The organism is Mesorhizobium sp. B2-5-4, assembly GCF_006441095.1.
Classification (GTDB): domain Bacteria; phylum Pseudomonadota; class Alphaproteobacteria; order Rhizobiales; family Rhizobiaceae; genus Mesorhizobium; species Mesorhizobium salmacidum.
Map to the genome: position 1 here is coordinate 80,111 of NZ_VFUR01000016.1, position 19,686 is coordinate 99,796.

A 19,686-nucleotide genomic window follows, 5' to 3' on the forward strand; every position below is an offset into this window, starting at 1 on the left:
CAGATCAAGGAGACGACGATGGCCGCACGAATCGCTTTCATCCCCGCACCGTTGCCCCGCCGCCAATCGTTCCCGTTCATCAGCTGGGTCCGCTCGCGGCTGCCGGCCCGCTGGTATGACCGCCATTTGCGGCGCCGCGATCTCCGCGAGATCGACGACCATCTGCTGCGCGACCTTGGCCTGACACGGGAAGATGTGCGCCGCGAATGCGCGAAGTCCTTCTGGCAGGCTTGAGGTCAGGACATTTGCCTAGCAGATCGGACGATACAACGGTTCGACGCCGCTCGAATTATCCACGCGAAAACACTCTTCAAGGAGAGACCGAGATGACCATCACGTGCTTTATCCGCTATGAGATCGACCCGTTCGGCAAGGCCGCCTTCGAGGAGTATGCCCGCAACTGGGGCCAGGCCATTCCGCGCTGCGGCGCCGATCTGATCGGTTATTTCGCGCCGCATGAGGGCTCGGCCACGACGGCCTATGCCGCCTACAACATCGAGAATCTGGCCGCCTACGAAGCCTATCGCGCCCGGCTTGCCGCCGACCCCGCCGGCAAGGCAAACTACGAGTTCGCCCGCCGTGAACGCTTCATCCTTAGGGAGGACCGCATGTTCCTGAAACTGGCTTCCGGCCCGCACGCGCCACTGGTGAAGCTATGATCGCCGTCATCTTCGAGGTGCAGCCCGCACAGGGCCGGCGCGAGGCTTATCTGAGCATCGCCGCCGATCTGCGGCCGCTGCTCGACGGCATCGATGGGTTCATCTCCATCGAGCGCTTCCAGAGCCTGGCCGACCCGAACCGGATCCTGTCGCTGTCGTTCTGGCGTGACGAGGAGGCGGTCAAGGCCTGGCGCAATACCGAAGAACACCGACAGGCACAAAAGACAGGGCGCGGCGGCATCTTTGCCGGCTATAGATTGCGGATCGCGCATATGGTGCGGGATTATGGGCTGACGGAAAGAGACGAGGCGCTGGCGGACAGCCGGGCGGTGAATGGGTGAGAGGTTAGCGCGACGCTTTTCCCTTCCCCCCTTGTGGGGCCCGAAGGGCGGGCGAGGACCGTGACTCGCCCAGGGCGGCGGATCGGCGCGCAGCGCCGAGACGGTCGAGGGGTGTTCCAGCGGAGTGAGACGCTGGCTTTCCCTGGAGCACCCCTCATCCGACCTCGCTGCGCGAGGCCACCTTCCGCCACAAGGGGGAAGGAAGAGGCGTTCTACGCATTCCCGATCAGCACGCCCGCCGCGAACACCAGGGCACCGCCGAGAACCACCTGGAAGGCGGCGCGCAGGAACGGGGTCTGCATGTAGCGGTTCTGGACGAAGGCGATCGCCCACAATTCGAAGAACACCACCACGGCGGCAACGCCGGTCGCCGTCCAGAAATGCGGGATGAGGTAGGGCAGCGCGTGGCCGAGGCCGCCCAGCGTCGTCATGACGCCAACGGTCAGGCCGCGCTTGATCGGCGAGCCCCTGCCCGACAGTTTGCCGTCGTCGGAGGCCACTTCGGTGAACCCCATCGAGATGCCGGCGCCGATCGAGGCGGCGAGACCGACCAGAAGCGTCTGCCACGTGTCATGCGTGGCAAAGGCGGCGGCGAAGATCGGCGCCAGCGTCGATACCGATCCGTCCATCAGCCCGGCCAGGCCCGGCTGCACATAGGTGAGAATGAACTGGCGCTGCTCGGCGGTCGCCTCCTCGACCCTGACTTCGCCCGGGACATGTTTCTGCTCCAGCGCATGCGCCGAGCTTTCATGGCCCTGTTCGGCTGCGGCCAGGTCGTTGAGCAGTTTTCGCGTCGAGGCATCGGTGGTGCGCTTGGCCGCCTCGACATAGAACAGGTAGGCCTGCCGCTCCATCGCCTCGGCCTGGGTACGCACGGCCTCGATGCCGAGCGGCCGCACCAGCCAGTCGGGCTTGCGCTCATAATAGCCTTTCACATGTTCACGGCGGATCAGCGGAATGCGCTCGCCGAAACGCTTGCGATGGAGCTCGATCAGCGAGTTGCGATGGCCGTCCTCCTCCTTGGCCATCGCCTCGAACAGTTTGGCCGATTGCGGGAAAGTCTCGGCCAGTCCATCCGCGTAGGCGCGGTAGATGCGGCCATCATCTTCTTCCGATGAAATGGCCAGCGCCAGGATCTCTTGTTCGGAGAGCGATTCGAAGGAGCGGCGGCCGAAGCCGAAAACACGGGAAAGCATGAGGAAATCACCCTAGTTTAGAATTGTTCTAAACTAGGGTTTACGGCGTCGGTGGTCAATCGCGCGCTTGGCCGCGGTCAACAATAGTTGAAGCCCGGCCTTGGCATCGTCCTTCATTATTGCCGAATGTTCACCTATATGTGGCACCAAGCCATAAAAAGGAACGAGCTGATGACGGCAAAGACGCCTCCGCACGCCTATGACCCGAAACCGGTCCTCGATCTCATCGCCAGCATCGAGGCCGACCTGCAGCGCCTGAAAGGCCTTGTCGAACAGCAGGTCGAGAAATTCGACCCTGCCAATCCGCACAACAAGGCGCCGGACGGCAAGCTGACCGAGGAAGGCGTCGAGTGCTGCTACCGCATGTTCGACGAAGGCAAGTCGCGCTATTCGGTGGCCCAGCAGATGAAGATCTCGTTCGCCGCCGCCACGCATCGGTTCAACAGCTGGCGCAAGCTGGGCGGGACAAAAAGGCAGCGGACGTTGCTGGGGTGAAGTGCGATACGCTGGCGGCCGCAACGCGGGCTATATTTGTATCTTGATCACAATCGCAAATTGTCCCGGTCACATCTTTTCGTTGGCATCGCGCGAGCCTTTCCGTGCACCATGGCCGGATCGCATCACCACAGGACCCGCCATGACCACCCCTCCCGGCATTGCCGACATCCACGCCGCCGCCGCGCGCCTTTCGGGGCTGATCGTCGAGACACCGCTGATCGAATCGCAGGAGCTGAACAGGCGCTTCGGCGGCCGCATCCTGTTCAAGCCGGAGACACTGCAGCGCACCGGCTCGTTCAAGTTCCGCGGCGCCTACAACAAGCTGTCCTCGCTGAGCGAGGCGGAACGCAGCCGTGGCGTCGTCGCTTTCTCCTCGGGCAACCATGCGCAAGGCGTGGCGGCTTCGGCCGCCATGTTCGGCGTCAAAGCGGTCATCGCCATGCCAGCGGATGCACCTGACATGAAGATCGCCAATGTCCGCAAGATGGGCGCCGAGGTGGTGCCCTTCGACCGTTTCAAGGACGACCGCATGACGGTGGTTCGCCCTTACCTCGACAGGGGCATGGCGTTGGTGCCGCCCTTCGACGACCCGGCTATCATCGCCGGCCAGGGCACGATCGGACTGGAGCTGGTGAAGCAGACGCGGACGCTCGGTGTATCGCTCGACGCGGTCGTCATCCCCTGTGGCGGCGGCGGCCTGACCAGCGGCATTTCCGTCGCGGTCAAGGATGCCTCGCCCGGCACCGCGATCTGGGCGGTCGAACCCGAGCATTTCGACGACACTCGCCGCTCGCTGGCGGCGGGCGCCAGGGTTTCGAACGAGCCGGGCCACAGTTCGATCTGCGACGCCATCCTGACCGCCGAGCCGGGCGTCATCACCTTCGAAATCAACCGCCGCAACCTCGCCGGCGCCATCGCGGTTTCCGACAAGGCGACGGCTCAGGCGATGCGCGACGCCATGGCCCATCTCAAGCTGGTGGTCGAGCCCGGCGGCTGCGTTGCGCTCGCGGCGCTGTCATCGGGCGAGATCGAACTGTCCGGCAAATGCGTTGCCGTGATGCTGTCCGGCGGCAATGTCGATTTCGGCACCTATGCGGAAATCATGGGGGCCGCATAAAGGTTGCAATTGATCTGCGGGATCATGCGGTGGCCAATTGGACACGCGGCACTCTAGGGTCAAAGCCAAATCAGTTGGCTGTCGCAAATGGCGCCGGCGCTGCAGGCCGGCGCTCTTGTCCAACTGTCAGAGCCAGCGGCGCACGCGGGCCTTGTAGCCCCGATAGATGTCGCCGAACCGCCTTTCCAGGTAAGCCTCCTCGCGCGCGACGACGCCATAGCGGACCATGAACACAAGCGGCAGTGTTAGGATCAGAACCCACGAGCTTTGTGTCGCGACGCCGATGCCGCCGTACATGAGAAAAAACCCAAGATAGATGGGATTGCGGGTCCAGCGGTAAATGCCTGTCGTCACGAGCACGCGGGCGGGCTGGTTCGTGGGCAAAGGCGTCGCAGCGCTGGAGAAGCGGCGGACCCCCGCGGCAAAAAGCGCCAAACCTATCAGGATCAGCGACCCGCCGATGATCCGGTGGACCAGGTCGATCCCCGGCACCGGGAACGGCAAAGGCAGCACCCGATCCAAGGTGAGACCGACCAGAACAGCGGCAGGAAAGAAAAGGATCGGTCGCCCAGCGACGCCTGCTGTCGCGGCCACTTGTTGCCCATCTGTGTCCATACCCGTGGCTGCTCCTGCAGATCCTGGAGGCTACGTAGGGGAGGTCGCCTTCAAAATGACAACTAAGGTGTCATTCTATACTTGACAATCGGCGTGTCAATCAGGAAACAGGCGAGGTCAGCGGAATGGATGCGCATGGCAGCGGCACGACACAGGACCGAGGCATGCCGAAGGACGGGATCGGACCAATCGTCGACAGCAAGGGCGAGGCAATCGCCGAGCTGATGCTCGAAGTGGCCCAGTGCTTCTTCAGAATACGGGCCCTGGGTCAGAAGACGGGGCTCATCACCAGCTGGGGCGGCGGTGCGTTCGGCTTCATGCGAAGTCTCGCGCTGCTTGGTCCCCTGACCGTGCCGCAGATCGCTCAGATGAGACCCACCAGCCGCCAGCGGATGCAGCGGCTGGCGGATGAGCTTGCGGCCGAGGGGCTCGTCAAATTCGTCCACAATCCGAAGCACCGGCGCTCCAAGCTCGTGCAGCTGACGCCCATAGGCGACGCGCGCTACCGCGAACTCAACACCCAGCTCCTTTCGATCGCAACCACCATGGGCGTCGCGCTCAGCGAACCGGATATTCGCAGGACGACCGAGATCGTGCGGCGGCTGAGCGATGATGTGAGAGGGCGCTCGAAACTTTAGTCCAACGTGCGCCTGAACCGTACCAGCGCCACGCCGGCGAACAGCGCCACGAACGCCGCCAGCCAGCCGATCTCGGTCGCCACCGCCGGCAGCTGGGCGCTCTTCAACATCACCGCGCGGGTGATGCGCAGGAAATGCGTCAGCGGAAAAATCTCGCCGAAGGTCTGCGCCCAGCCCGGCATGCCGCGATAGGGAAACATGAAGCCCGACAGCATGATTGAGGGCAGGAAGAAGAAGAAGGTGAGCTGAAGCGCCTGCATCTGCGTGCGCGCGATCGTCGAGATCGTGTAGCCGAGCAGCACCAGGGACAGCACGAACACCAGCACCGCCGACAAAAGCAGCGTCATCGAGCCGGTGAAGGGGATGGCGAACAGAAGCTTCGACGCCGCCAGCACCACCACCACCTGCACCGCGCCGACCGCCAGATAGGGCAGCACCTTGCCCATCATGATCTCCAGCGGGCTCGATGGCATCGCCAGGAGATTCTCCATCGTGCCACGCTCGGTTTCGCGCGTCAGCGCGATCGAGGTCATCATCACCATGGTCATCTGCAGGATGACGCCGAGCAGGCCGGGCACGATGTTGTATTGCGAGATGCCTTCGGGATTGTAGCGCCGGTGCACGACGACATCGAGTTGGCCCCTGGCGGCCTCGGCGGCGGCTTCCTGCATGCCCTGCGCTCTCAGCAGCGCCTGGCCGGCGATGGTGCCGAGCGTCGATATCGCGCCGCTGGCGACCGCCGGATCGGTGGCGTCGGCCTCGATCAGGATCTGCGGCTTGTCACCGCGCTCGACGCGCCGGGCGAAATCGGCGGGGATGGTGACGACGAAGGCGACGTCGCCGCGCGCCATCAGGAACTCGGCCTCGTCAGCGCTTTGCGCGACATTGTCGAAGCGGTAGTAGCCGGTGGTCTGCAACGCCGAGACCATGGCGCGGGTGTAGGGATCGCTGCTGGTCGCCACCAGCGCCGCCGGCAGGCTTTTCGGGTCGTTGTTGATGGCGTAGCCGAACAGGACGAGCTGTATCAGCGGCACGCCCAGCATCATGGCGAAGGTGATGCGGTCGCGCCGCATCTGGATGAACTCCTTGATCAGCAGGGCGCCGAGCCTGGCGAAGGAAAAGACGTTGTTCATGCCATATTGTCCTTCGATCCCGACATGAACTGAATGAAGACGTCCTCCAGGCTGGTTTCGCCGGGTTTCATGGTCACCCCTTTGTGCTCTCTCTCAACATCGGCAAGGGCAGCCTCAAGCTTCTTGCGGTCGGAACCGACGACATGCAGCGTCGCGCCGAACGGTGCCACCTGGTCGACGCCGGGACGGCCTTGCAGCGTTTGCGCCACCTCGTCGAGCCGCGGACCCTGCAGCACGAAAGTGGTCAGGCCCGCATTCTTCACCACCTCGGCGACGGTACCGGTGGCTAGCATCTTGCCGTAGGAGATGTAGCTGATGCGGTGGCAGCGCTCGGCCTCGTCCATGTAATGAGTGGAAACCAGCACGGTGAGCCCGCCGCTGGCCAGGCGATGGATCTCGTCCCAGAACTCGCGCCGCGCCTTCGGGTCGACGCCGGCCGTCGGCTCGTCGAGCAGAAGCAGTTTCGGCTTGTGCATGATACAGGCGGCCAGCGCCAGACGCTGCTTCCAGCCGCCGGACAAGGTGCCGGCCAGCTGGTTGCGGCGCGTCGCCAGGCCGAGATCCTCCAGCGTGCGCGAGACATATTCCTCGACCGGCTTCAGCCGGTAGAGCCGCGCCACGAATTCCAGGTTCTCGCCGATCGTCAGATCCTCGTAGAACGAGAATTTCTGCGTCATGTAACCGACTTCACGCTTGATCCTGAGCGCATCGGTGCGGATGTTGAAGCCCAGCACCGTGCCTTCGCCCTCGTCCGGCGTCAGCAGGCCGCACATGATGCGGATGGTGGTGGTCTTGCCCGAGCCGTTGGGGCCGAGGAAGCCGACGATCTCGCCCTCGGCGACCGACATCGTCACATGATCGACGACGGTCTTGTCGCCGAAGCGCTTGACCAGGCCGTGAACGTTGATGGCGTTCATTTTCCCATATCCGCGAGATCGACATCGACGATCTGGCCGGGCTGAAGCGGCCCCGCATCGCCCTCCGGCCGCGCCTCGACGAGGTAGACCAGCTTCTGCCGGTTCTCGAGCGAATAGATCACCGGCGGGGTGAATTCGGGATCGGGCGAAACGTAACTGACGCGCGCCTTCACGTCCGGGCCGCAGCCGTCGCAACGGACGCTGAGCAGGCTGCCGACCTTGACCGAGGAGAACGCGCTTTCCGGAATATAGACGCTGAGCTTCACCGCGCCGTCGGGAAGCACCGAGATGACAGGCGCGGTCGGGCCCGCCGTGTCGCCGGGATTGCGGATGACGTCGTTAACGCGGCCGGGCGAAGGGGCTGCGAGCGTGCGCTTGGACAGGCGCCATCGCGCCTGTTCCAGTTCCGCCTGCGCCTGCTTGACCTGGTTATCGGCGGCCTTGATCGTCTCGGGCCGCGCCGGCAGGCCGCCGACGGCGAGATTGGCCTCGGCCTGGCCAACCTGGGCATTGGCGGTTTCCAGCGTCGCCGAGGCGGTGTCATAGTCCGCTTGGGTGCCGGTACCGCGCTTGAACAGATCGGAGGCGCGGTCGTTTTTTCGCTTGGCGTCGGCGGCCTGTGCCTTGGCCATGTCGACCTCGGCCTTCAGCACGGCGATCTCTTCCGGCCGTTTGCCGACCTGGAGGTCGGCAAACTGCGCCTGCGCCTGTGCAAGGGCCGCCTGCGCTTGCGCCACCGCGATCTTGGCGTCGGCATTTTCGAGTGTCACCACGGTGGCTCCCGGCGTGACGCGATCGCCGCGCTTCACGGTCACCGTCTCGACCTGCGCCACTTCGATCGGCGCCAGGAGCACATAATCGCCCTCGACATAGCCGACGGCGAGCGGTGCCGCCGGGGCGCAGGCAGCGAACAGTTGGGCAGCGAGCGGCAGCGAACACAAAATGCTCATTGTCTTGATCCCTTCATCCCTGCCTCTTTCGGGCGGCCAGTATGGCGCCGAGGTTGTCCGTGGTGACCGCCACCACCTTGGCGGCCTCGGCGGCACCGATTTCGTGCCAGCCCATGCGGCGCATCACCGCCTCGCGGCCGATGCGGAAATAGATGACCTGGCCGATCAACGTGAACACGGTGAGCCGGGTCCGTTCGCTCTCGGCCGGCTCGCCGGTGGCCTGCTCCCAGAGCAGACACAAACGACGATGCGCCGGATCGAAGACGCCTTCATAGATGCGGTCGAGCGCCGCCGTCGGATACGACAGCTCGCGCAGCACGAACTGCACGATCTCTCCGGCCTGCGGACTGGCAACGACAAAGCCGACCATCCGTTCCAGGGCCGCGAAGAGCTGCGCGCGCGCCGTCTCCGGATCGCCAGCCGTCGCGGCCTGTTCATTGAGCGCCTGACCGGCGACGGCCTGAATGGTCTCGACGATAAAGTCGGCGGCAGCTGCGCGAAGACCTTCCTTGCCGCCGAAATGATAGGCGATCGAGCCGATATTGGCTCCCGCCTCGGCCGCGATCTCGCGCGTCGAGGTGCCGTCGAAGCCTTGCCGCCCGAACAGTTTCAGCGCCGCCCGGACGAGCGCGGAGCGCGTCAGCTCTGCCGGGGATGTCTCGCGGCGGGGCGTCTTGGCATCTGGCGATTTGATCATGTCGAAGATTTTAATCAATCGATTGATTAAAGTCAACTTCCGCGCGCTCCGTCTTGCCATCGCGCGCGGCAAACGCTTTAGTGCGCGGCCATGGGCAAGGAAGTCGAGCGTAAGTTCCTGGTCTCCAGCACAGCATGGCGGGATCTGGTGGAAGCGGATATCCGCATTCTCCAGTTCTATCTCGCCATGGCACCCGGACGAACCGTCCGCATCCGCATCAGTGACGGAGCCTCGGCCAAGCTGACGCTCAAATTCGGCAGCAGCGCGCGCGAGCGCGACGAATTCGAATATCCGATCCCGCTCGCGGAGGCAGTGGAGATGCTGGACTTCGCCATCGGACGTGTCATCGAGAAGACACGTCACCATGTTAGGCATCGCGGCTATCTCTATGAAGTCGATGTCTTTGGCGGTGCACTGGCGGGACTTGTGGTGGCCGAACTCGAGACTCCGCAAGACGTTCCGGATGAAATGCTGCCGGACTGGCTCGGCCATGAAGTCACCGGCGATCAGAAGTTCTACAACGCGTCGCTCGCCCTCGGAGGGATACCGGAGATCGCCGCATGAGCTTTCGCATAGACCCGCGCATGCCGCTGACCGGCGAGGTCAGACGCATCCTTGCCGAGGAGATCGGCAAGGCCCTGTTGCATCTGGATGCGGCACGCGCCCGGCCGGAACAGGGCCTGCACAAGTGCCGCAAGCGGCTGAAGAGCGCGCGTGCCTTGCTGCGCCTCGTTCGTTCCGGAGACGAAACATTCTGCGCGACCGAGAATCAGTGCTACCGCAACGTGGCGGCGCTGCTAGCCGGCCCGCGTGAGGCGACGGCGCTGATCGAGACCATCGACCGGCTGGCGGCGCGTTTCGCGAAGGAGAGCGCCGATGGCGGGCTCGATGCCGTGCGCGACAGGCTGATCGCGCGCCAGCATGATTTGCACGAAGGCGCCGGGCTGCAGGCGGCGATCGGCGCGGCGACCGCCGCGTGCGAAGACGGCATGAAGCGCATCGAAGCCCTTGCCTTGCCCGACCAGCCGGAACAGGCCGCAGACGTGCTCGCCGAGGGCGCCCGCGTCACCTTGCGCCGTGCTAGGAAGGCGCTCGACAAGGCCGGCGCCCACGGCAAGGCCGACGATTTCCACGACCTGCGCAAGGCGGCCAAGACGCATGGCATGCACCTGTCGCTGCTGGGCAGGCTGTGGCCGACCCCGATCAAGGCGCGGCGCAAGGCTGTCGATGAACTGGGCGAGCAGCTCGGCGAACTGCATGACGTGTTCGTCATGCGCGCGCTGCTCGAGGCGGACAGCGAGCCGCTTGGGCCGCCCGAGGACACGAAACTTATCGGCAAGCTGCTCAAGCGCTCGGAAAAGAGCCTGAGGAAGGCGTGCCTTGCCGACGCGGCCGAACTGTTCGGCGACAGCCCGAAGCGCTCGACGAAGAGGCTTGCCCGCAAGGCCCGCGACGATCTCGCCGGCGCCTCGCCCGCCGACGATCTGGCCGCCGCGGCCGGTTGACGGCGGAAGACCTCGCCGATCGCCATTGCGCTAAGCGGGTAGCGGCGGTCGCCTTTTTGCCTCGGACGCCTGATCCTTCACCCGCGCGCCGGCGTCGCGCGGGTGTGGGCCAATCGGCATGATCGCCTCGAACGGCGTCGCGCCAAAGGCAAACGTCCATTTGTAGCCGACCAGTCCGTCCTCGGGCGTGGTGTGCTGGTCGTGATGGGCCAGCAGTTTCGCGCGGTCGGCAAGCTCCTCCGCCTCGCGCCGCACCATCTCCGCCGTCTCCGGCCGCATCCGCCTGGAGAAGCTGACGAAGGTCGCCTCCCGCTCGAGATGGGTGATCGCCCAGCCGATGAAATTCTTGTTGGTCATCTCGAACAGCGGCCTGAGCGGCCCCTCGAAATTCCACTGGATGGGCGTTTCGACCAGCAATTTCGCCGACAGGCCACGACCGAGCGCGATCAGGCCGAGTTCCTCGAGGTCGCGCAGATAGAGGAACATCGAGGCCTCGCTCAGTCCCTGCGAGCGCATGACGCCTTGCGGCGTGAACTTTTCCGACAGCATGACGAAGACGAAGAGCAGCGCCGGCCGGCCGGCGAGCCTGCGCTCGATCTCCGGCGCGATGTGGTTGACCGGCCCCGGCCCCCGGTTCATCGAGCCGAGCACGTTTTCCAGCTCGACGCCGGCGGCGGCGCAGATCTCCACCAGCCGGTCGAGCTTGCAGTTCTTCTCGTGGAAGATGCGCTTCACCGTCGGCTCGGAAACGCCCATCCGCTCGCCAAGCTCGCGATAGGTGACCCCCTTCGCCTTCAGTGTCCGTTTCAGCGCCTCGAAGATCGGGCCGTTCATGGCATGCACCTCATTCCGGCAGTTTCGTATCGATATTCGATACTAGGGCCAATCGCTCTTCCCGAAAAGTATCGAAAACCATAGGTCTCCGCCGTCATCACAGGAGACCGGACATGAAACGCCTCATCACCTCAGCCTTCATCGCCGCCATCGGCATCGCGGTTCCCGCCCAGGCCGGCGAGCTCTGGCGCGCAAGGGGCCTCGAGCAGCCGGAATCGGCGCTGTTCGACGCCGCCAATAACCGCATCATCGTTTCCAACATCGTCGGCAATCCGGGCGACGCCGACGGCAATGGTTATCTCAGCGTGCTGTCCCTCGACGGCAAGGTCGTAACGCAACACTGGACCGACGGTATGGACGCGCCCAAGGGCATGGCGATATCGGGCGGCAAGCTCTATGTCGCCGACATCACCAAGGTCCGTGTCGTCGACCTCGCCAGCGGCAAGCTCATCGCAAGCATCGCCGTGCCGAAGGCGGTCTTCCTGAACGACATGACATCGGACCAGTCCGGCAAGGTCTATGTCACCGACATGCTGGCCGACACGATCTATCGCATCGATGGCGACAGGCCGGAGCTGTTCGTGAAGGATGCGTTGCTCGCTTCGCCCAACGGCGTCTTCGCCGATGGCACCAGGCTGATCGTCGCCTCATGGGGTAAGGGAATCAAGGCCGACTTCAGCACCGCCGAGCCGGGCGGGCTGCTGGCGGTCGACCTCGCCAGCAAGGCGGTGACGCCGTTGGCGGGCGCCCAAAGGTTCGCCGATCTCGACGGCGTCGTCGCCATTGGCGACACCATCTATGCCACCGCCTACATGACCGGCACGCTCTACCGATACAGGACCGGCGGCACGCCGGAAGCGGTGGCGCGGTTCAAGCCCGGCAGCGCCGACATCGGTACCGACGGCAAGTCGATCCTCTATGTGCCGCTGATGAACGAGGGCGAAGTGGCGGCGCTGAAGCTCGACTGAGAGCCGGCGTCCCGACGCCGATCCGCGCGACCTTAGCTGACAGCCGCGGATGGACCGTGGTAGGACGGTCCACACGGCGATGGTCAAGGAGGTTTGCCATGGACGACCGGGTGATCAGAGCGGCCCTGGATCGCCACTGGGCCGCCTCCGACGCCAGCGACTTCGAGATGGAGCACCAGATCTACCGGGAGGATGCGGTGCTCGACTATCCGCAATTGGGCGAGCGCATAAATGGGCGGCGCAAGATCGAGTCATCGCGCGCCGCGCAGCCGAACCGCAAGCGCTTCACCGTGCGCCGCATCACCGGCACCGGTGACCTCTGGGTCACCGAATATGTCCTGACCTATGACGGCCGGCCATCCTATACCGTCAGCATCATGGAGTTCCTCGACGGCAAGGTGGCCCGCGAGACCCAGTATTTCGGCAATCCGTTCGAACCCGGACCTTCGCGCGCGCAATGGGTCGAGCGGATATCGTGAGCCACAGCGACGATCATCCGCCCCTCGCGCGAGAAGAACTGCCCGACGATACGGCCGCCCTCGCCCGCTATCTCATCGGCAAGCTGGTGGTGCGTGACTTGCCTGAAGGCAGGGTCAGCGGCCGCATCGTCGAGACCGAGGCCTATGTCGTCGGCGATGCCGCCGGGCATGGCTTTCGGGGAATGACGCCGCGCAACCGGTCGCTGTTTCTCGAGCGCGGGCACGCCTATGTCTATCTCGCCTATGGCATCTCGTTCATGCTGAACGTTTCGGGCGACACGCAAGGCACCGGGACCGGCGTGCTGATCCAGGCGCTGGAGCCGCTGGAAGGCATCGCGATCATGCGGCTGAACCGTGGCGTCGAGCGCCTGCGCGACCTGGCGCGCGGGCCGGGACGGCTGGCCGCGGCATTGCGGATCGATCGATCGATCGACGGGCTCGACCTTTGCCGGGAAGGCCCGCTATGGCTCGCTCGGGATGGCACTGAAACCGGCGCGATCGGGCAGAGCATCAGGATCGGCATTTCGAAGGATGCCGAGCGCCTGCTGCGATTTTATCTCGTGGGAAGCCCGTTCGTCAGCGGCCCGGCATCGCTCAACCGGTGAGGGACGGCTGCTCCACCTCTTGTTTTCCCGCCAGCTGCGCCCGAGCGTCGCGGATCGAAGCGGCATAGGTCACCAGCGGCCGCTTGACGCCGTGGTTGATCAGCATGCGCCGTATCCGCGGCGAGGCGCCCGAAATGATGAAGCGCACGCCAGCGCGCCTCGCCTTGCGGGCCGCGCTTTCGATGACATTGGCCGCCGTCGAATCAAAAAGCGGCACGGCCGAACAGTCGAGGATGAAGTTGCGGCGCTGGTCGGCGATGCGGTCGAGCACGCTGCCGACGGTAGAGGCGGCGCCGAAGAAGAAGGCGCCCGAGATGCGGTAGACGACGGTTTCGGCGTCAGCGGCCTCGCTGGAATCATAGGCACGGGCGCCGTCGACGCTGTCGGCGACATCGTCCTGCGCCAGATCCGCCTCGACGGCGACGGACTTCGCCATGCGGTCGATGAACAGGATCGAGCCGAGCGCGAAGCCGACGACGATGCCTTCGGTCAAATCGCGGAAGACGACGATCAGGAAGGTCGCCAGCAGCACCAGCGCATCGCCGCGCGACGCCCTGAGCAGCGTGGCGAAGGCCTGTTTCTCGAACATGTTCCAGCAGACCACCGCCAGCACGCCGGCAAGGGCCGAGAGCGGGATGTAGCTGGCTAGCGGCGCCGCCACCAGCATCAGCACCAGCAGGATGGCCGAATGGACGATGCCCGAAACCGGGCCGTGCGCGCCGGCCCGCACGTTGGTGGCGGTGCGGGCGATGGTGCCGGTGGCGCAGATGCCGCCGAACAGGGCGGACGCGATGTTGGCGAAGCCTTGCGCCACCAGCTCGCAATTCGAGCGGTGCCGCCGGCCAGTCATGCCGTCGGCGACAACGGCCGACAGCAGCGATTCGATGGCGCCGAGCAGCGCGAAGGCGATCGCGTCCGGCAAGACCTCGAGCATCCTGCCGAAGCTGACGGGGGGCAGGCCAGGCCATTGCAGGCTGCGCGGGATGCCGCCGTAGCGCGTGCCGATCGTCTCGGCCGGCAGCGCAAACAGCGCCACGACGAGCGAGGCTAGCCCGATGGCGATCAGCATGGAAGGCCATTTCGGCCGCCAGTGCTTCAGGAAAACGATGGTTGTGATGGTCAGCGCAGCCATCAAGGTCGCGGCGGGGTTGATCGTGCCGGCCGCTTCGCCAAGCGCGATCAACTTGGGCACGAACGGTCCGGGTTCCCTGCCCGGCAGGGTCAGCCCGAACAGTTCGACGATCTGGCCGGAGAAGATGATGACGGCAATGCCGGCGGTGAAGCCGACGGTGACCGGATAGGGAATGAATTTGATGTAGGTGCCGAGCCTGAGATAGCCGATGGCCAGCAGGAACACACCAGCCATCATCGTCGCCAGCAGCAGGCCGTCGACGCCGACGCGGGCGACCGTCGCCGCCACCAGCACGATGAAGGCGCCGGCCGGGCCGCCGATCTGGAAGCGGCTGCCGCCCAAGGCCGAGATGATGAAGCCGCCGACGATGGAGGTGTAGAGGCCGCGTTCCGGCGTCACGCCCGACGCGATCGCGATTGCCATCGACAGCGGCAGCGCGACGATGGCGACGGTCAGGCCGGACATGAAGTCGGCCTTGAATTGCGGCAGGTGGTAGCCCTCCCGCCAGACTGTCGCCAGCTTCGGCGTGAACAATTCGGAAAATGTCGGCTTCACCGGCTGATGGGCCGGTTGATGCACTGCCTGACGCGCTTGATCCATGGGCTGCCTTCCGCACCTGCAAAGGCGGCGGGATCGTCGGCAGGACTGTCGGCGGTCGCCGTCGCAACTTATGCCGGCTCAGCCTAGGGATCCGGCGGCACGGCGGGCTTGAGACGCACGCCCCTGCCGCCGCGCTCGCTGGGCTGGTTCTCGCCGATCAGTTCCACCCCGGCACCATCGAGAGCCTGGATGACCTTCATCAGCGTATCGACCACGCCCCTGACCACGCCGTCGCTCGCTTCCATGCGCTGGATGGTCGGAAGCGAGACGCCGGCGCGCTCGGCGAGCGTCTTCTGGTCGATGCCGGCCAACGCCCTTGCGGCACGCATTTGCGCGGCAGTGATCATCGGCCGGAACCCATGTCTGAGTCTGCGGAGATAATGTGTAATACCATCATTGTGATGTTTCAAGCATCATTGTAAATGCGTTAGACATAATCGTTGTCGCCTGATTGCCCATTTTCTTCGATACTCCGCGAGAATTTCAAGCTAGAGTGGCGTGCATCCGGGACAGGGGTAGACGCGGTTGACCATTTTCAAGACTTTGATGACATCGGCGTGCTTGCTGTCGATGTTTTTGGCGCTGGCGGGCTGTGGTGGGCACCTCATCAACAGATTGATCTGACAGCGAGGTCAGGCGTCGTCGCTCACCGCCTGGCGCCGTTGCAGAAGCCTCGCCACCAACCAGCATAGCATCGCCCAGGCGAAGCCGGCGCACCAGCCCGCCAGCACGTCCGACGGCCAGTGGACGCCGAGATAGATACGGCTGACGCCGACCAGCACCGTCGTCAGAACCGCCAGGAACAAGATATAGACCTTGGTCGTCCGGCCCGGCAGGAAGCGCGCCGCGAGCGAACCGAGCGTGAGATAGGTCACCGCCGACAGCATGGCATGGCCGCTCGGGAAGGAAAGCGAGGTCTCGTTGACCAGATGCGAAACCAGTTCCGGGCGTGGCCGGTCGACGCCGACTTTCAGCAGGCTCGACAGCACTTGGCCGCCCGCTACTGCAACGAAGATGAGAAGCGCCGTCGCCGGGCGGCGGATCAACAGCAGATAGATGATCGTCGCCGTGGTGATCAGCACCAGCACGCTGGTACTGCCAAGGCTGGTGATGTCGCGCATCGCCCCTTCCAGCCATGGCGAGCCGATGGGAACGCCGGGCTGGCCCGGCTGGCGGAAGGCAAGCAGGATTTCGGTATCGAAGGCGTGCGGCGTGGTGGCCCGTGCCACCTCCATCAATTCCTCGAACGCCCGCAGCCCACCGGCGATGACCAGGCCGGCCAGCAGCACCGGGAATTCGACCCGGTTGAGCATAGCTTTCGCAGCGTTCTTCATCGGCACCGTTACAACCGCCCTTGCAGATAGGGTCCAAGGGTGATCAGCGCCACGGCGGCGATCGCCAGCGCGATGCCGGCGGCCTGCAGCGCGTTGACGCGCTCGCCGAAGAACACCAGCGCCACGACGTTGACCGAGACCAGCTGGATCACCGCCGAGAGGCTGAAAGACACCGACATGCCGAACTCGCGGATCAGCCGCAGCATGATCAGATTGCCCAGCGAATAGAGCGCGAGCGTCAGCAGGATCTTGCCCAGGCTCGGTGCCAGGCCCCATTGCTTGGCGGCGGTCGCCGCCAGCAGGAAGATCACCGTCGAAAGGCCAAGCTGCAGCAGTCCCGAAAAACTCAACGTCCGTCCCCCCTCGAAGCGGCTTTCGCCTGATGTCGCGGACCATGTTTCCGAAGCGCGTCGAGACGTCAAGCGACGTCGTTTCCAACGAAGGTCTTGGCAACGGCGAGACTGAAGCTCAATGTGCTGGAATCGCCCGGCATGTCGATAGAAGGGCGGTCAGGGGACCATGATTCGTATTCTTCAGAACTTGGCGCGGCGCTGGAGCGAGCTTTCCCTTGCCCTGCAATTCGTCGTTGCCGGCGGCTTTGGGCTTCTGGTCGTCATGCTGGTCGTAGGGACCTGGGTGACGACGCAGATCCGGGACGGCATCACTCGCAATTCGGCTGCCACGACGGCCCTTTATGTCGACAGCGTGATTGCGCCGCTACTGCCCGACCTGCGCAAGAGCGAGGAGCTTAGCGCATCCGTCAAACAGGCGCTCGACGAGACGCTCGGCCAGGGCGCTCTCGGCAAACGCCTGGCATCGTTCAGGCTCTGGCGTCGCGACGGCACGGTGCTCTACGCGAAGGACGCGGATTTGATCGGCCGCCGCTTCGACCTGAACAAAAATCTGCGTTCCGCCTTCCAGGGCAGTGTCGTTGCCCAGTTCGATACGTTCGACGAGAACGAAGAGAAGGAGCGGGCCGCGGGCGTGCCGTTGCTCGAGATCTACAATCCCGTGCGCGAACCCTGGTCCGGCGACGTGGTCGCCGTCACCGAATTCTACGAGATCGCCAGCGATTTCAAAGCCACCCTGGCTTCCGCCCTGCTGTCGAGCTGGCTGGTGGTGGCCGGCACCACCTTGACGGCATTCCTGCTTCTGTCGAGCATCGTCCTGCGCGCCAGCCGCACCATCGACGACCAGCGCGGGGCGCTGCGCCGCCAGGTATCGGAGCTGCAAGGACTGGTGACGCAGAACAGCGCCTTGCGGCAACGCGTGCAGCGGGCGTCCCGCCGCGCCACCGCACTCAACGAAAGATACCTGCGCCGGATCGGCGCCGACCTGCATGACGGCCCGGCCCAGCTCGTGGCCCTGGCGGCGCTGCGCATGGACAGTCCGGTGTTCACCGGCGACGGCCATGGCAGCGAAGGCCGCTCGACCGAGGTCGCCATGATCCGCAAGACGCTGGAGGATGCGATGCGCGAAATACGCGGCATCTGCACCGGCCTGGTGCTGCCGCAGATAGAAACGGCGGCGGCCGCGGACGTGTTGCGGCTGGCCGTCGAGGAACATGAGCACCGGACGGGCACGTCGGTGAGGCTCACCCTGCCCGGACATTTGCCCGAACCCGGCGCTTCTGAGAAGATCAGCATCTATCGCTTCGTGCAGGAGGGGCTGAACAATGCCTACCGCCACGGGCGGGGCAAGGATCAGGCGGTGCATGCAGGAATGAAAAACGGCAGGCTTTTCGTTGAGGTGTCGGATGGCGGGCCGGGCTTCGATCCGGCGCGGGCCGAGGGGTTGGGGCTGGCCGGCCTCAGGGAGCGCGTTGAAAGCATCGGCGGACAGTTCGAAACCCTGACCGGGCCGAAAGGCACAAAGCTGGTGATCCGTCTTTCAGTCGAGGAGCAAGCATAATGGACGCCATTCGCATCGCCATTGTCGACGACCATCCGCTGTTCCGCGAAGGCGTGACCCGCAGCCTGTCGGAGATCGGAGGCTTCGAGATAGCCGGAGAAGGTGCGACCGCGCAGGACGCGGAACGCATCGTCTCGACCATGCAGCCCGACATATTGCTGCTCGATATTTCGATGCCGGGCGGCGGCCTGGCCGCGGTTGCAAGCATCCTTGCAGACCATCCCGCCCAGAAGATCGTCCTATTGACCGTTTCAGAGGCCAATGGCGATGTCACCAAGGCCCTGAATGCTGGCGTGCGCGGCTATGTCCTCAAAGGCGTCGGGTCGCGCTCGCTTGCCGATATCCTGCGCAACGTGGCGGCTGGCGAAAGCTATCTTTCGCCGATGTTGTCGGCCCGGCTGCTTTCCGATGTGCAGTCCCTGCAGCCTGCCAACGGCGTGGCGGACCGGCTGCGGCAACTCACCGGCCGGCAGACCGAAATCCTGCGGCTGGTGGCGGAGGGACTGAGCAACAAGGAAGTTGCCTTGCGCCTGGAACTGCAGGAGAAGACCGTGAAGCACCACATGACGGGGGTGCTGTCGAAACTCAGCGTGCGAAACCGCACGGAAGCAGCCCTCATGATGCGCGAGTTTCGCGACCGCGAGGCGGACCGCTCATAGAGCGGTTCGGCGTCTGCGTAATTCCGCCAGGAGAAAGCGCTGCGCGCTTTTCGCGGGAAAACCGTTTTTTCCTGGAATAAGCCCTCGGGGCATTTGGAACGCCACGCAAAGGAGGTCACCTCCGCCGGGGGGCGGCGGAGGTGACGTGTGAAACTGGTCGTTGCCTGTTGACCAGCTTCACAAGGCCGAAATTCACAAGGCCGAATTCACAGGGCCGAAATTCACAGCGCCTTGAGACGGCTGACATCGGCCGGTGTGGCCGGGCGGTCGATGATGGTGCGGCCGAGCGCATCCTTCATCCTGAAACGGCCGTTCTCGATGTTTTCCGTCATACCGTCGGGGTGCTGAACTGTAATCTTGTTGCCGTCCACGTCGACCTCGTCGCCGGTGGTGGGGTTGACATGGCTGCCCTTGTCGCTGCTCTTGTCGCGCTGGCCCTTGCCATTTCCGTTGTTCCCGCCGCCGCTATTCCCGTTACTGTTCCCGCTATTCCCACTATTCCCGCTGCCACCACCGTTGCCACCATTGCCGCCGTTGCCGCCGTTGCCGCCACCATTGCCACCGTCTCCGCCACCCTTGGCATGTGCGGTCGCGGCATCGATTCCAGGCACGAATCCATGGAAGGCAATTCCATAGGGAGCGACGGTCAGCGCCAGAAGCGCCGCCGATCTCAGAGCCAGGCGACAACAACGGGCCGTAATCGATCCGTGCATACTGATCTCCGTCGATTGAGCCGGCGCGCTCACCCCAACGTTGCAGTGCAACCAACATCGCCGAAAGACGTGGTGACCGAAAGCAGCCTCCGACCGTTGCGTTTGTCCCCCAGGACCTTTGCAGGCGCAAGATTGGACTAAAGTCCCAAGGCCCCGGCGTGAAAACCGGTATCGTGGGGGAGCGG

Annotated in this window: 25 protein-coding genes; 13 read left to right on the forward strand and 12 right to left on the reverse strand. The window is 64.6% G+C overall.

The window, feature by feature from the left end:
• Window positions 1-18: 18 nt before the first annotated feature.
• From FJ492_RS20260 to FJ492_RS20270, 3 genes are all read left to right on the forward strand, one after another.
• Entirely contained in the window at window positions 19-234 is a 216-nt protein-coding gene (locus FJ492_RS20260) for a DUF1127 domain-containing protein (protein WP_140771835.1), read from the forward strand.
• Between the two features lie 92 nt (window positions 235-326).
• A complete protein-coding gene (locus FJ492_RS20265) occupies window positions 327-659 on the forward strand; it encodes an NIPSNAP family protein (protein WP_140749876.1) in 333 nt (110 codons plus the stop codon).
• Window positions 656-1,000: an antibiotic biosynthesis monooxygenase gene (locus FJ492_RS20270; RefSeq protein ID WP_140771837.1), complete on the forward strand. Its 345-nt coding sequence runs from the start codon at window positions 656-658 to the stop codon at window positions 998-1,000. The genes FJ492_RS20265 and FJ492_RS20270 overlap by 4 nt, the downstream gene beginning before the upstream one ends.
• Before the next feature lie 212 nt (window positions 1,001-1,212).
• Here the strand turns inward: FJ492_RS20270 and mbfA are convergent, their stop codons facing one another.
• On the reverse strand, window positions 1,213-2,196 hold the full coding sequence (gene mbfA, locus FJ492_RS20275; protein ID WP_027146460.1) for an iron exporter MbfA: 984 nt from the start codon (window positions 2,194-2,196) through the stop codon (window positions 1,213-1,215).
• Window positions 2,197-2,367: 171 nt separating this feature from the next.
• Here mbfA and FJ492_RS20280 point away from each other — a divergent pair, with 171 nt between their 5' ends.
• Together FJ492_RS20280 and FJ492_RS20285 are read left to right on the forward strand one after the other, a co-directional pair.
• Window positions 2,368-2,691 carry a hypothetical protein gene (locus tag FJ492_RS20280; protein WP_027146459.1) on the forward strand — a complete coding sequence of 108 codons (324 nt, stop codon included), beginning with the start codon at window positions 2,368-2,370 and terminating at the stop codon, window positions 2,689-2,691.
• Between the two features lie 142 nt (window positions 2,692-2,833).
• A complete protein-coding gene (locus FJ492_RS20285; RefSeq protein ID WP_140771839.1) occupies window positions 2,834-3,811 on the forward strand; it encodes a threonine/serine dehydratase in 978 nt (325 codons plus the stop codon).
• Between the two features lie 126 nt (window positions 3,812-3,937).
• Here FJ492_RS20285 and FJ492_RS20290 read toward each other — a convergent pair whose 3' ends face one another.
• The gene (locus tag FJ492_RS20290; protein ID WP_140507062.1) at window positions 3,938-4,426 is read right to left on the reverse strand and encodes an isoprenylcysteine carboxylmethyltransferase family protein; all 489 of its coding nucleotides are present in this window, start codon (window positions 4,424-4,426) and stop codon (window positions 3,938-3,940) included.
• Window positions 4,427-4,590: 164 nt separating this feature from the next.
• On the opposite strand from FJ492_RS20290, the gene FJ492_RS20295 reads away from it, so the two are divergent.
• Window positions 4,591-5,064 carry a MarR family transcriptional regulator gene (locus FJ492_RS20295; protein WP_140715704.1) on the forward strand — a complete coding sequence of 158 codons (474 nt, stop codon included), beginning with the start codon at window positions 4,591-4,593 and terminating at the stop codon, window positions 5,062-5,064.
• On the opposite strand, the gene FJ492_RS20300 is transcribed toward FJ492_RS20295, so the two are convergent.
• The 4 genes from FJ492_RS20300 to FJ492_RS20315 are packed head-to-tail and all read right to left on the reverse strand — an operon-like array spanning window position 5,061 to window position 8,761.
• Window positions 5,061-6,197 carry an ABC transporter permease gene (locus tag FJ492_RS20300; RefSeq protein ID WP_140507066.1) on the reverse strand — a complete coding sequence of 379 codons (1,137 nt, stop codon included), beginning with the start codon at window positions 6,195-6,197 and terminating at the stop codon, window positions 5,061-5,063. The genes FJ492_RS20295 and FJ492_RS20300 overlap by 4 nt on opposite strands.
• The gene (locus FJ492_RS20305; protein ID WP_140771841.1) at window positions 6,194-7,114 is read right to left on the reverse strand and encodes an ABC transporter ATP-binding protein; all 921 of its coding nucleotides are present in this window, start codon (window positions 7,112-7,114) and stop codon (window positions 6,194-6,196) included. The genes FJ492_RS20300 and FJ492_RS20305 overlap by 4 nt, the downstream gene beginning before the upstream one ends.
• Window positions 7,111-8,064, reverse strand: coding sequence for an HlyD family efflux transporter periplasmic adaptor subunit (locus FJ492_RS20310; RefSeq protein WP_140507070.1), 954 nt, complete (start codon window positions 8,062-8,064; stop codon window positions 7,111-7,113). Before FJ492_RS20310 ends, FJ492_RS20305 begins: the two co-directional genes overlap by 4 nt.
• Before the next feature lie 13 nt (window positions 8,065-8,077).
• Entirely contained in the window at window positions 8,078-8,761 is a 684-nt protein-coding gene (locus FJ492_RS20315; protein ID WP_140771897.1) for a CerR family C-terminal domain-containing protein, read from the reverse strand.
• Window positions 8,762-8,851: 90 nt separating this feature from the next.
• Between FJ492_RS20315 and FJ492_RS20320 the strand changes: the two genes are divergently transcribed.
• Both FJ492_RS20320 and FJ492_RS20325 read left to right on the forward strand, forming a co-directional pair.
• Window positions 8,852-9,325 (forward strand): CYTH domain-containing protein, encoded by a 474-nt coding sequence (locus FJ492_RS20320; RefSeq protein WP_140507072.1) that lies wholly within the window; start codon window positions 8,852-8,854, stop codon window positions 9,323-9,325.
• Window positions 9,322-10,266, forward strand: coding sequence for a CHAD domain-containing protein (locus tag FJ492_RS20325; RefSeq protein ID WP_140715708.1), 945 nt, complete (start codon window positions 9,322-9,324; stop codon window positions 10,264-10,266). Before FJ492_RS20320 ends, FJ492_RS20325 begins: the two co-directional genes overlap by 4 nt.
• A gap of 30 nt (window positions 10,267-10,296) precedes the next feature.
• Here FJ492_RS20325 and FJ492_RS20330 read toward each other — a convergent pair whose 3' ends face one another.
• Window positions 10,297-11,100 (reverse strand): helix-turn-helix transcriptional regulator, encoded by an 804-nt coding sequence (locus FJ492_RS20330; RefSeq protein ID WP_140749845.1) that lies wholly within the window; start codon window positions 11,098-11,100, stop codon window positions 10,297-10,299.
• Window positions 11,101-11,213: 113 nt separating this feature from the next.
• On the opposite strand from FJ492_RS20330, the gene FJ492_RS20335 reads away from it, so the two are divergent.
• The 3 genes from FJ492_RS20335 (at window position 11,214) to FJ492_RS20345 (ending at window position 13,152) form a co-directional block, all read left to right on the forward strand.
• On the forward strand, window positions 11,214-12,068 hold the full coding sequence (locus FJ492_RS20335) for an ATP/GTP-binding protein (RefSeq protein WP_140771843.1): 855 nt from the start codon (window positions 11,214-11,216) through the stop codon (window positions 12,066-12,068).
• A 98-nt stretch (window positions 12,069-12,166) separates the two neighbouring features.
• Window positions 12,167-12,547 (forward strand): nuclear transport factor 2 family protein, encoded by a 381-nt coding sequence (locus FJ492_RS20340; RefSeq protein ID WP_140771845.1) that lies wholly within the window; start codon window positions 12,167-12,169, stop codon window positions 12,545-12,547.
• Window positions 12,526-13,152 (forward strand): DNA-3-methyladenine glycosylase, encoded by a 627-nt coding sequence (locus tag FJ492_RS20345; RefSeq protein ID WP_140771847.1) that lies wholly within the window; start codon window positions 12,526-12,528, stop codon window positions 13,150-13,152. Before FJ492_RS20340 ends, FJ492_RS20345 begins: the two co-directional genes overlap by 22 nt.
• Here the strand turns inward: FJ492_RS20345 and FJ492_RS20350 are convergent.
• From FJ492_RS20350 to FJ492_RS20365, 4 genes are all read right to left on the reverse strand, one after another.
• A complete protein-coding gene (locus tag FJ492_RS20350; protein ID WP_140771849.1) occupies window positions 13,142-14,884 on the reverse strand; it encodes a SulP family inorganic anion transporter in 1,743 nt (580 codons plus the stop codon). The genes FJ492_RS20345 and FJ492_RS20350 overlap by 11 nt on opposite strands.
• 83 nt (window positions 14,885-14,967) lie before the next feature.
• Complete coding sequence (locus FJ492_RS20355) at window positions 14,968-15,231, reverse strand: helix-turn-helix transcriptional regulator (RefSeq protein ID WP_140715716.1); 264 nt, start codon at window positions 15,229-15,231, stop codon at window positions 14,968-14,970.
• 285 nt (window positions 15,232-15,516) lie between these two features.
• Entirely contained in the window at window positions 15,517-16,218 is a 702-nt protein-coding gene (locus FJ492_RS20360) for a phosphatase PAP2 family protein (protein ID WP_140771899.1), read from the reverse strand.
• Between the two features lie 8 nt (window positions 16,219-16,226).
• Window positions 16,227-16,568, reverse strand: a complete 342-nt coding sequence (locus tag FJ492_RS20365) for a hypothetical protein (RefSeq protein ID WP_027146446.1) — start codon at window positions 16,566-16,568, stop codon at window positions 16,227-16,229.
• A gap of 169 nt (window positions 16,569-16,737) precedes the next feature.
• Between FJ492_RS20365 and FJ492_RS20370 the strand changes: the two genes are divergently transcribed.
• Window positions 16,738-18,129, forward strand: a complete 1,392-nt coding sequence (locus FJ492_RS20370; RefSeq protein WP_140715720.1) for a sensor histidine kinase — start codon at window positions 16,738-16,740, stop codon at window positions 18,127-18,129.
• A complete protein-coding gene (locus tag FJ492_RS20375; RefSeq protein WP_140507092.1) occupies window positions 18,126-18,788 on the forward strand; it encodes a response regulator transcription factor in 663 nt (220 codons plus the stop codon). Before FJ492_RS20370 ends, FJ492_RS20375 begins: the two co-directional genes overlap by 4 nt.
• Window positions 18,789-19,009: 221 nt before the next feature.
• On the opposite strand, the gene FJ492_RS20380 is transcribed toward FJ492_RS20375, so the two are convergent.
• Window positions 19,010-19,501, reverse strand: coding sequence for a hypothetical protein (locus FJ492_RS20380; RefSeq protein WP_140771851.1), 492 nt, complete (start codon window positions 19,499-19,501; stop codon window positions 19,010-19,012).
• Window positions 19,502-19,686 lie beyond the last annotated feature (185 nt).

Excerpts from the sequence above, each read along its gene's own strand:
- FJ492_RS20260 (WP_140771835.1), top strand. The coding sequence starts at position 19 with ATGGCCGCACGAATCGCTTTCATCCCCGCACCGTTGCCCCGCCGCCAA.
- FJ492_RS20265 (WP_140749876.1), top strand. The coding sequence starts at position 327 with ATGACCATCACGTGCTTTATCCGCTATGAGATCGACCCGTTCGGCAAG.
- FJ492_RS20270 (WP_140771837.1), top strand. The coding sequence starts at position 656 with ATGATCGCCGTCATCTTCGAGGTGCAGCCCGCACAGGGCCGGCGCGAG.
- mbfA (WP_027146460.1), bottom strand. The coding sequence starts at position 2,196 with ATGCTTTCCCGTGTTTTCGGCTTCGGCCGCCGCTCCTTCGAATCGCTC.
- FJ492_RS20280 (WP_027146459.1), top strand. The coding sequence starts at position 2,368 with ATGACGGCAAAGACGCCTCCGCACGCCTATGACCCGAAACCGGTCCTC.
- FJ492_RS20285 (WP_140771839.1), top strand. The coding sequence starts at position 2,834 with ATGACCACCCCTCCCGGCATTGCCGACATCCACGCCGCCGCCGCGCGC.
- FJ492_RS20290 (WP_140507062.1), bottom strand. The coding sequence starts at position 4,426 with ATGGACACAGATGGGCAACAAGTGGCCGCGACAGCAGGCGTCGCTGGG.
- FJ492_RS20295 (WP_140715704.1), top strand. The coding sequence starts at position 4,591 with ATGCCGAAGGACGGGATCGGACCAATCGTCGACAGCAAGGGCGAGGCA.
- FJ492_RS20300 (WP_140507066.1), bottom strand. The coding sequence starts at position 6,197 with ATGAACAACGTCTTTTCCTTCGCCAGGCTCGGCGCCCTGCTGATCAAG.
- FJ492_RS20305 (WP_140771841.1), bottom strand. The coding sequence starts at position 7,114 with ATGAACGCCATCAACGTTCACGGCCTGGTCAAGCGCTTCGGCGACAAG.
- FJ492_RS20310 (WP_140507070.1), bottom strand. The coding sequence starts at position 8,064 with ATGAGCATTTTGTGTTCGCTGCCGCTCGCTGCCCAACTGTTCGCTGCC.
- FJ492_RS20315 (WP_140771897.1), bottom strand. The coding sequence starts at position 8,761 with ATGATCAAATCGCCAGATGCCAAGACGCCCCGCCGCGAGACATCCCCG.
- FJ492_RS20320 (WP_140507072.1), top strand. The coding sequence starts at position 8,852 with ATGGGCAAGGAAGTCGAGCGTAAGTTCCTGGTCTCCAGCACAGCATGG.
- FJ492_RS20325 (WP_140715708.1), top strand. The coding sequence starts at position 9,322 with ATGAGCTTTCGCATAGACCCGCGCATGCCGCTGACCGGCGAGGTCAGA.
- FJ492_RS20330 (WP_140749845.1), bottom strand. The coding sequence starts at position 11,100 with ATGAACGGCCCGATCTTCGAGGCGCTGAAACGGACACTGAAGGCGAAG.
- FJ492_RS20335 (WP_140771843.1), top strand. The coding sequence starts at position 11,214 with ATGAAACGCCTCATCACCTCAGCCTTCATCGCCGCCATCGGCATCGCG.
- FJ492_RS20340 (WP_140771845.1), top strand. The coding sequence starts at position 12,167 with ATGGACGACCGGGTGATCAGAGCGGCCCTGGATCGCCACTGGGCCGCC.
- FJ492_RS20345 (WP_140771847.1), top strand. The coding sequence starts at position 12,526 with ATGGGTCGAGCGGATATCGTGAGCCACAGCGACGATCATCCGCCCCTC.
- FJ492_RS20350 (WP_140771849.1), bottom strand. The coding sequence starts at position 14,884 with ATGGATCAAGCGCGTCAGGCAGTGCATCAACCGGCCCATCAGCCGGTG.
- FJ492_RS20355 (WP_140715716.1), bottom strand. The coding sequence starts at position 15,231 with ATGATCACTGCCGCGCAAATGCGTGCCGCAAGGGCGTTGGCCGGCATC.
- FJ492_RS20360 (WP_140771899.1), bottom strand. The coding sequence starts at position 16,218 with ATGAAGAACGCTGCGAAAGCTATGCTCAACCGGGTCGAATTCCCGGTG.
- FJ492_RS20370 (WP_140715720.1), top strand. The coding sequence starts at position 16,738 with ATGATTCGTATTCTTCAGAACTTGGCGCGGCGCTGGAGCGAGCTTTCC.
- FJ492_RS20380 (WP_140771851.1), bottom strand. The coding sequence starts at position 19,501 with ATGCACGGATCGATTACGGCCCGTTGTTGTCGCCTGGCTCTGAGATCG.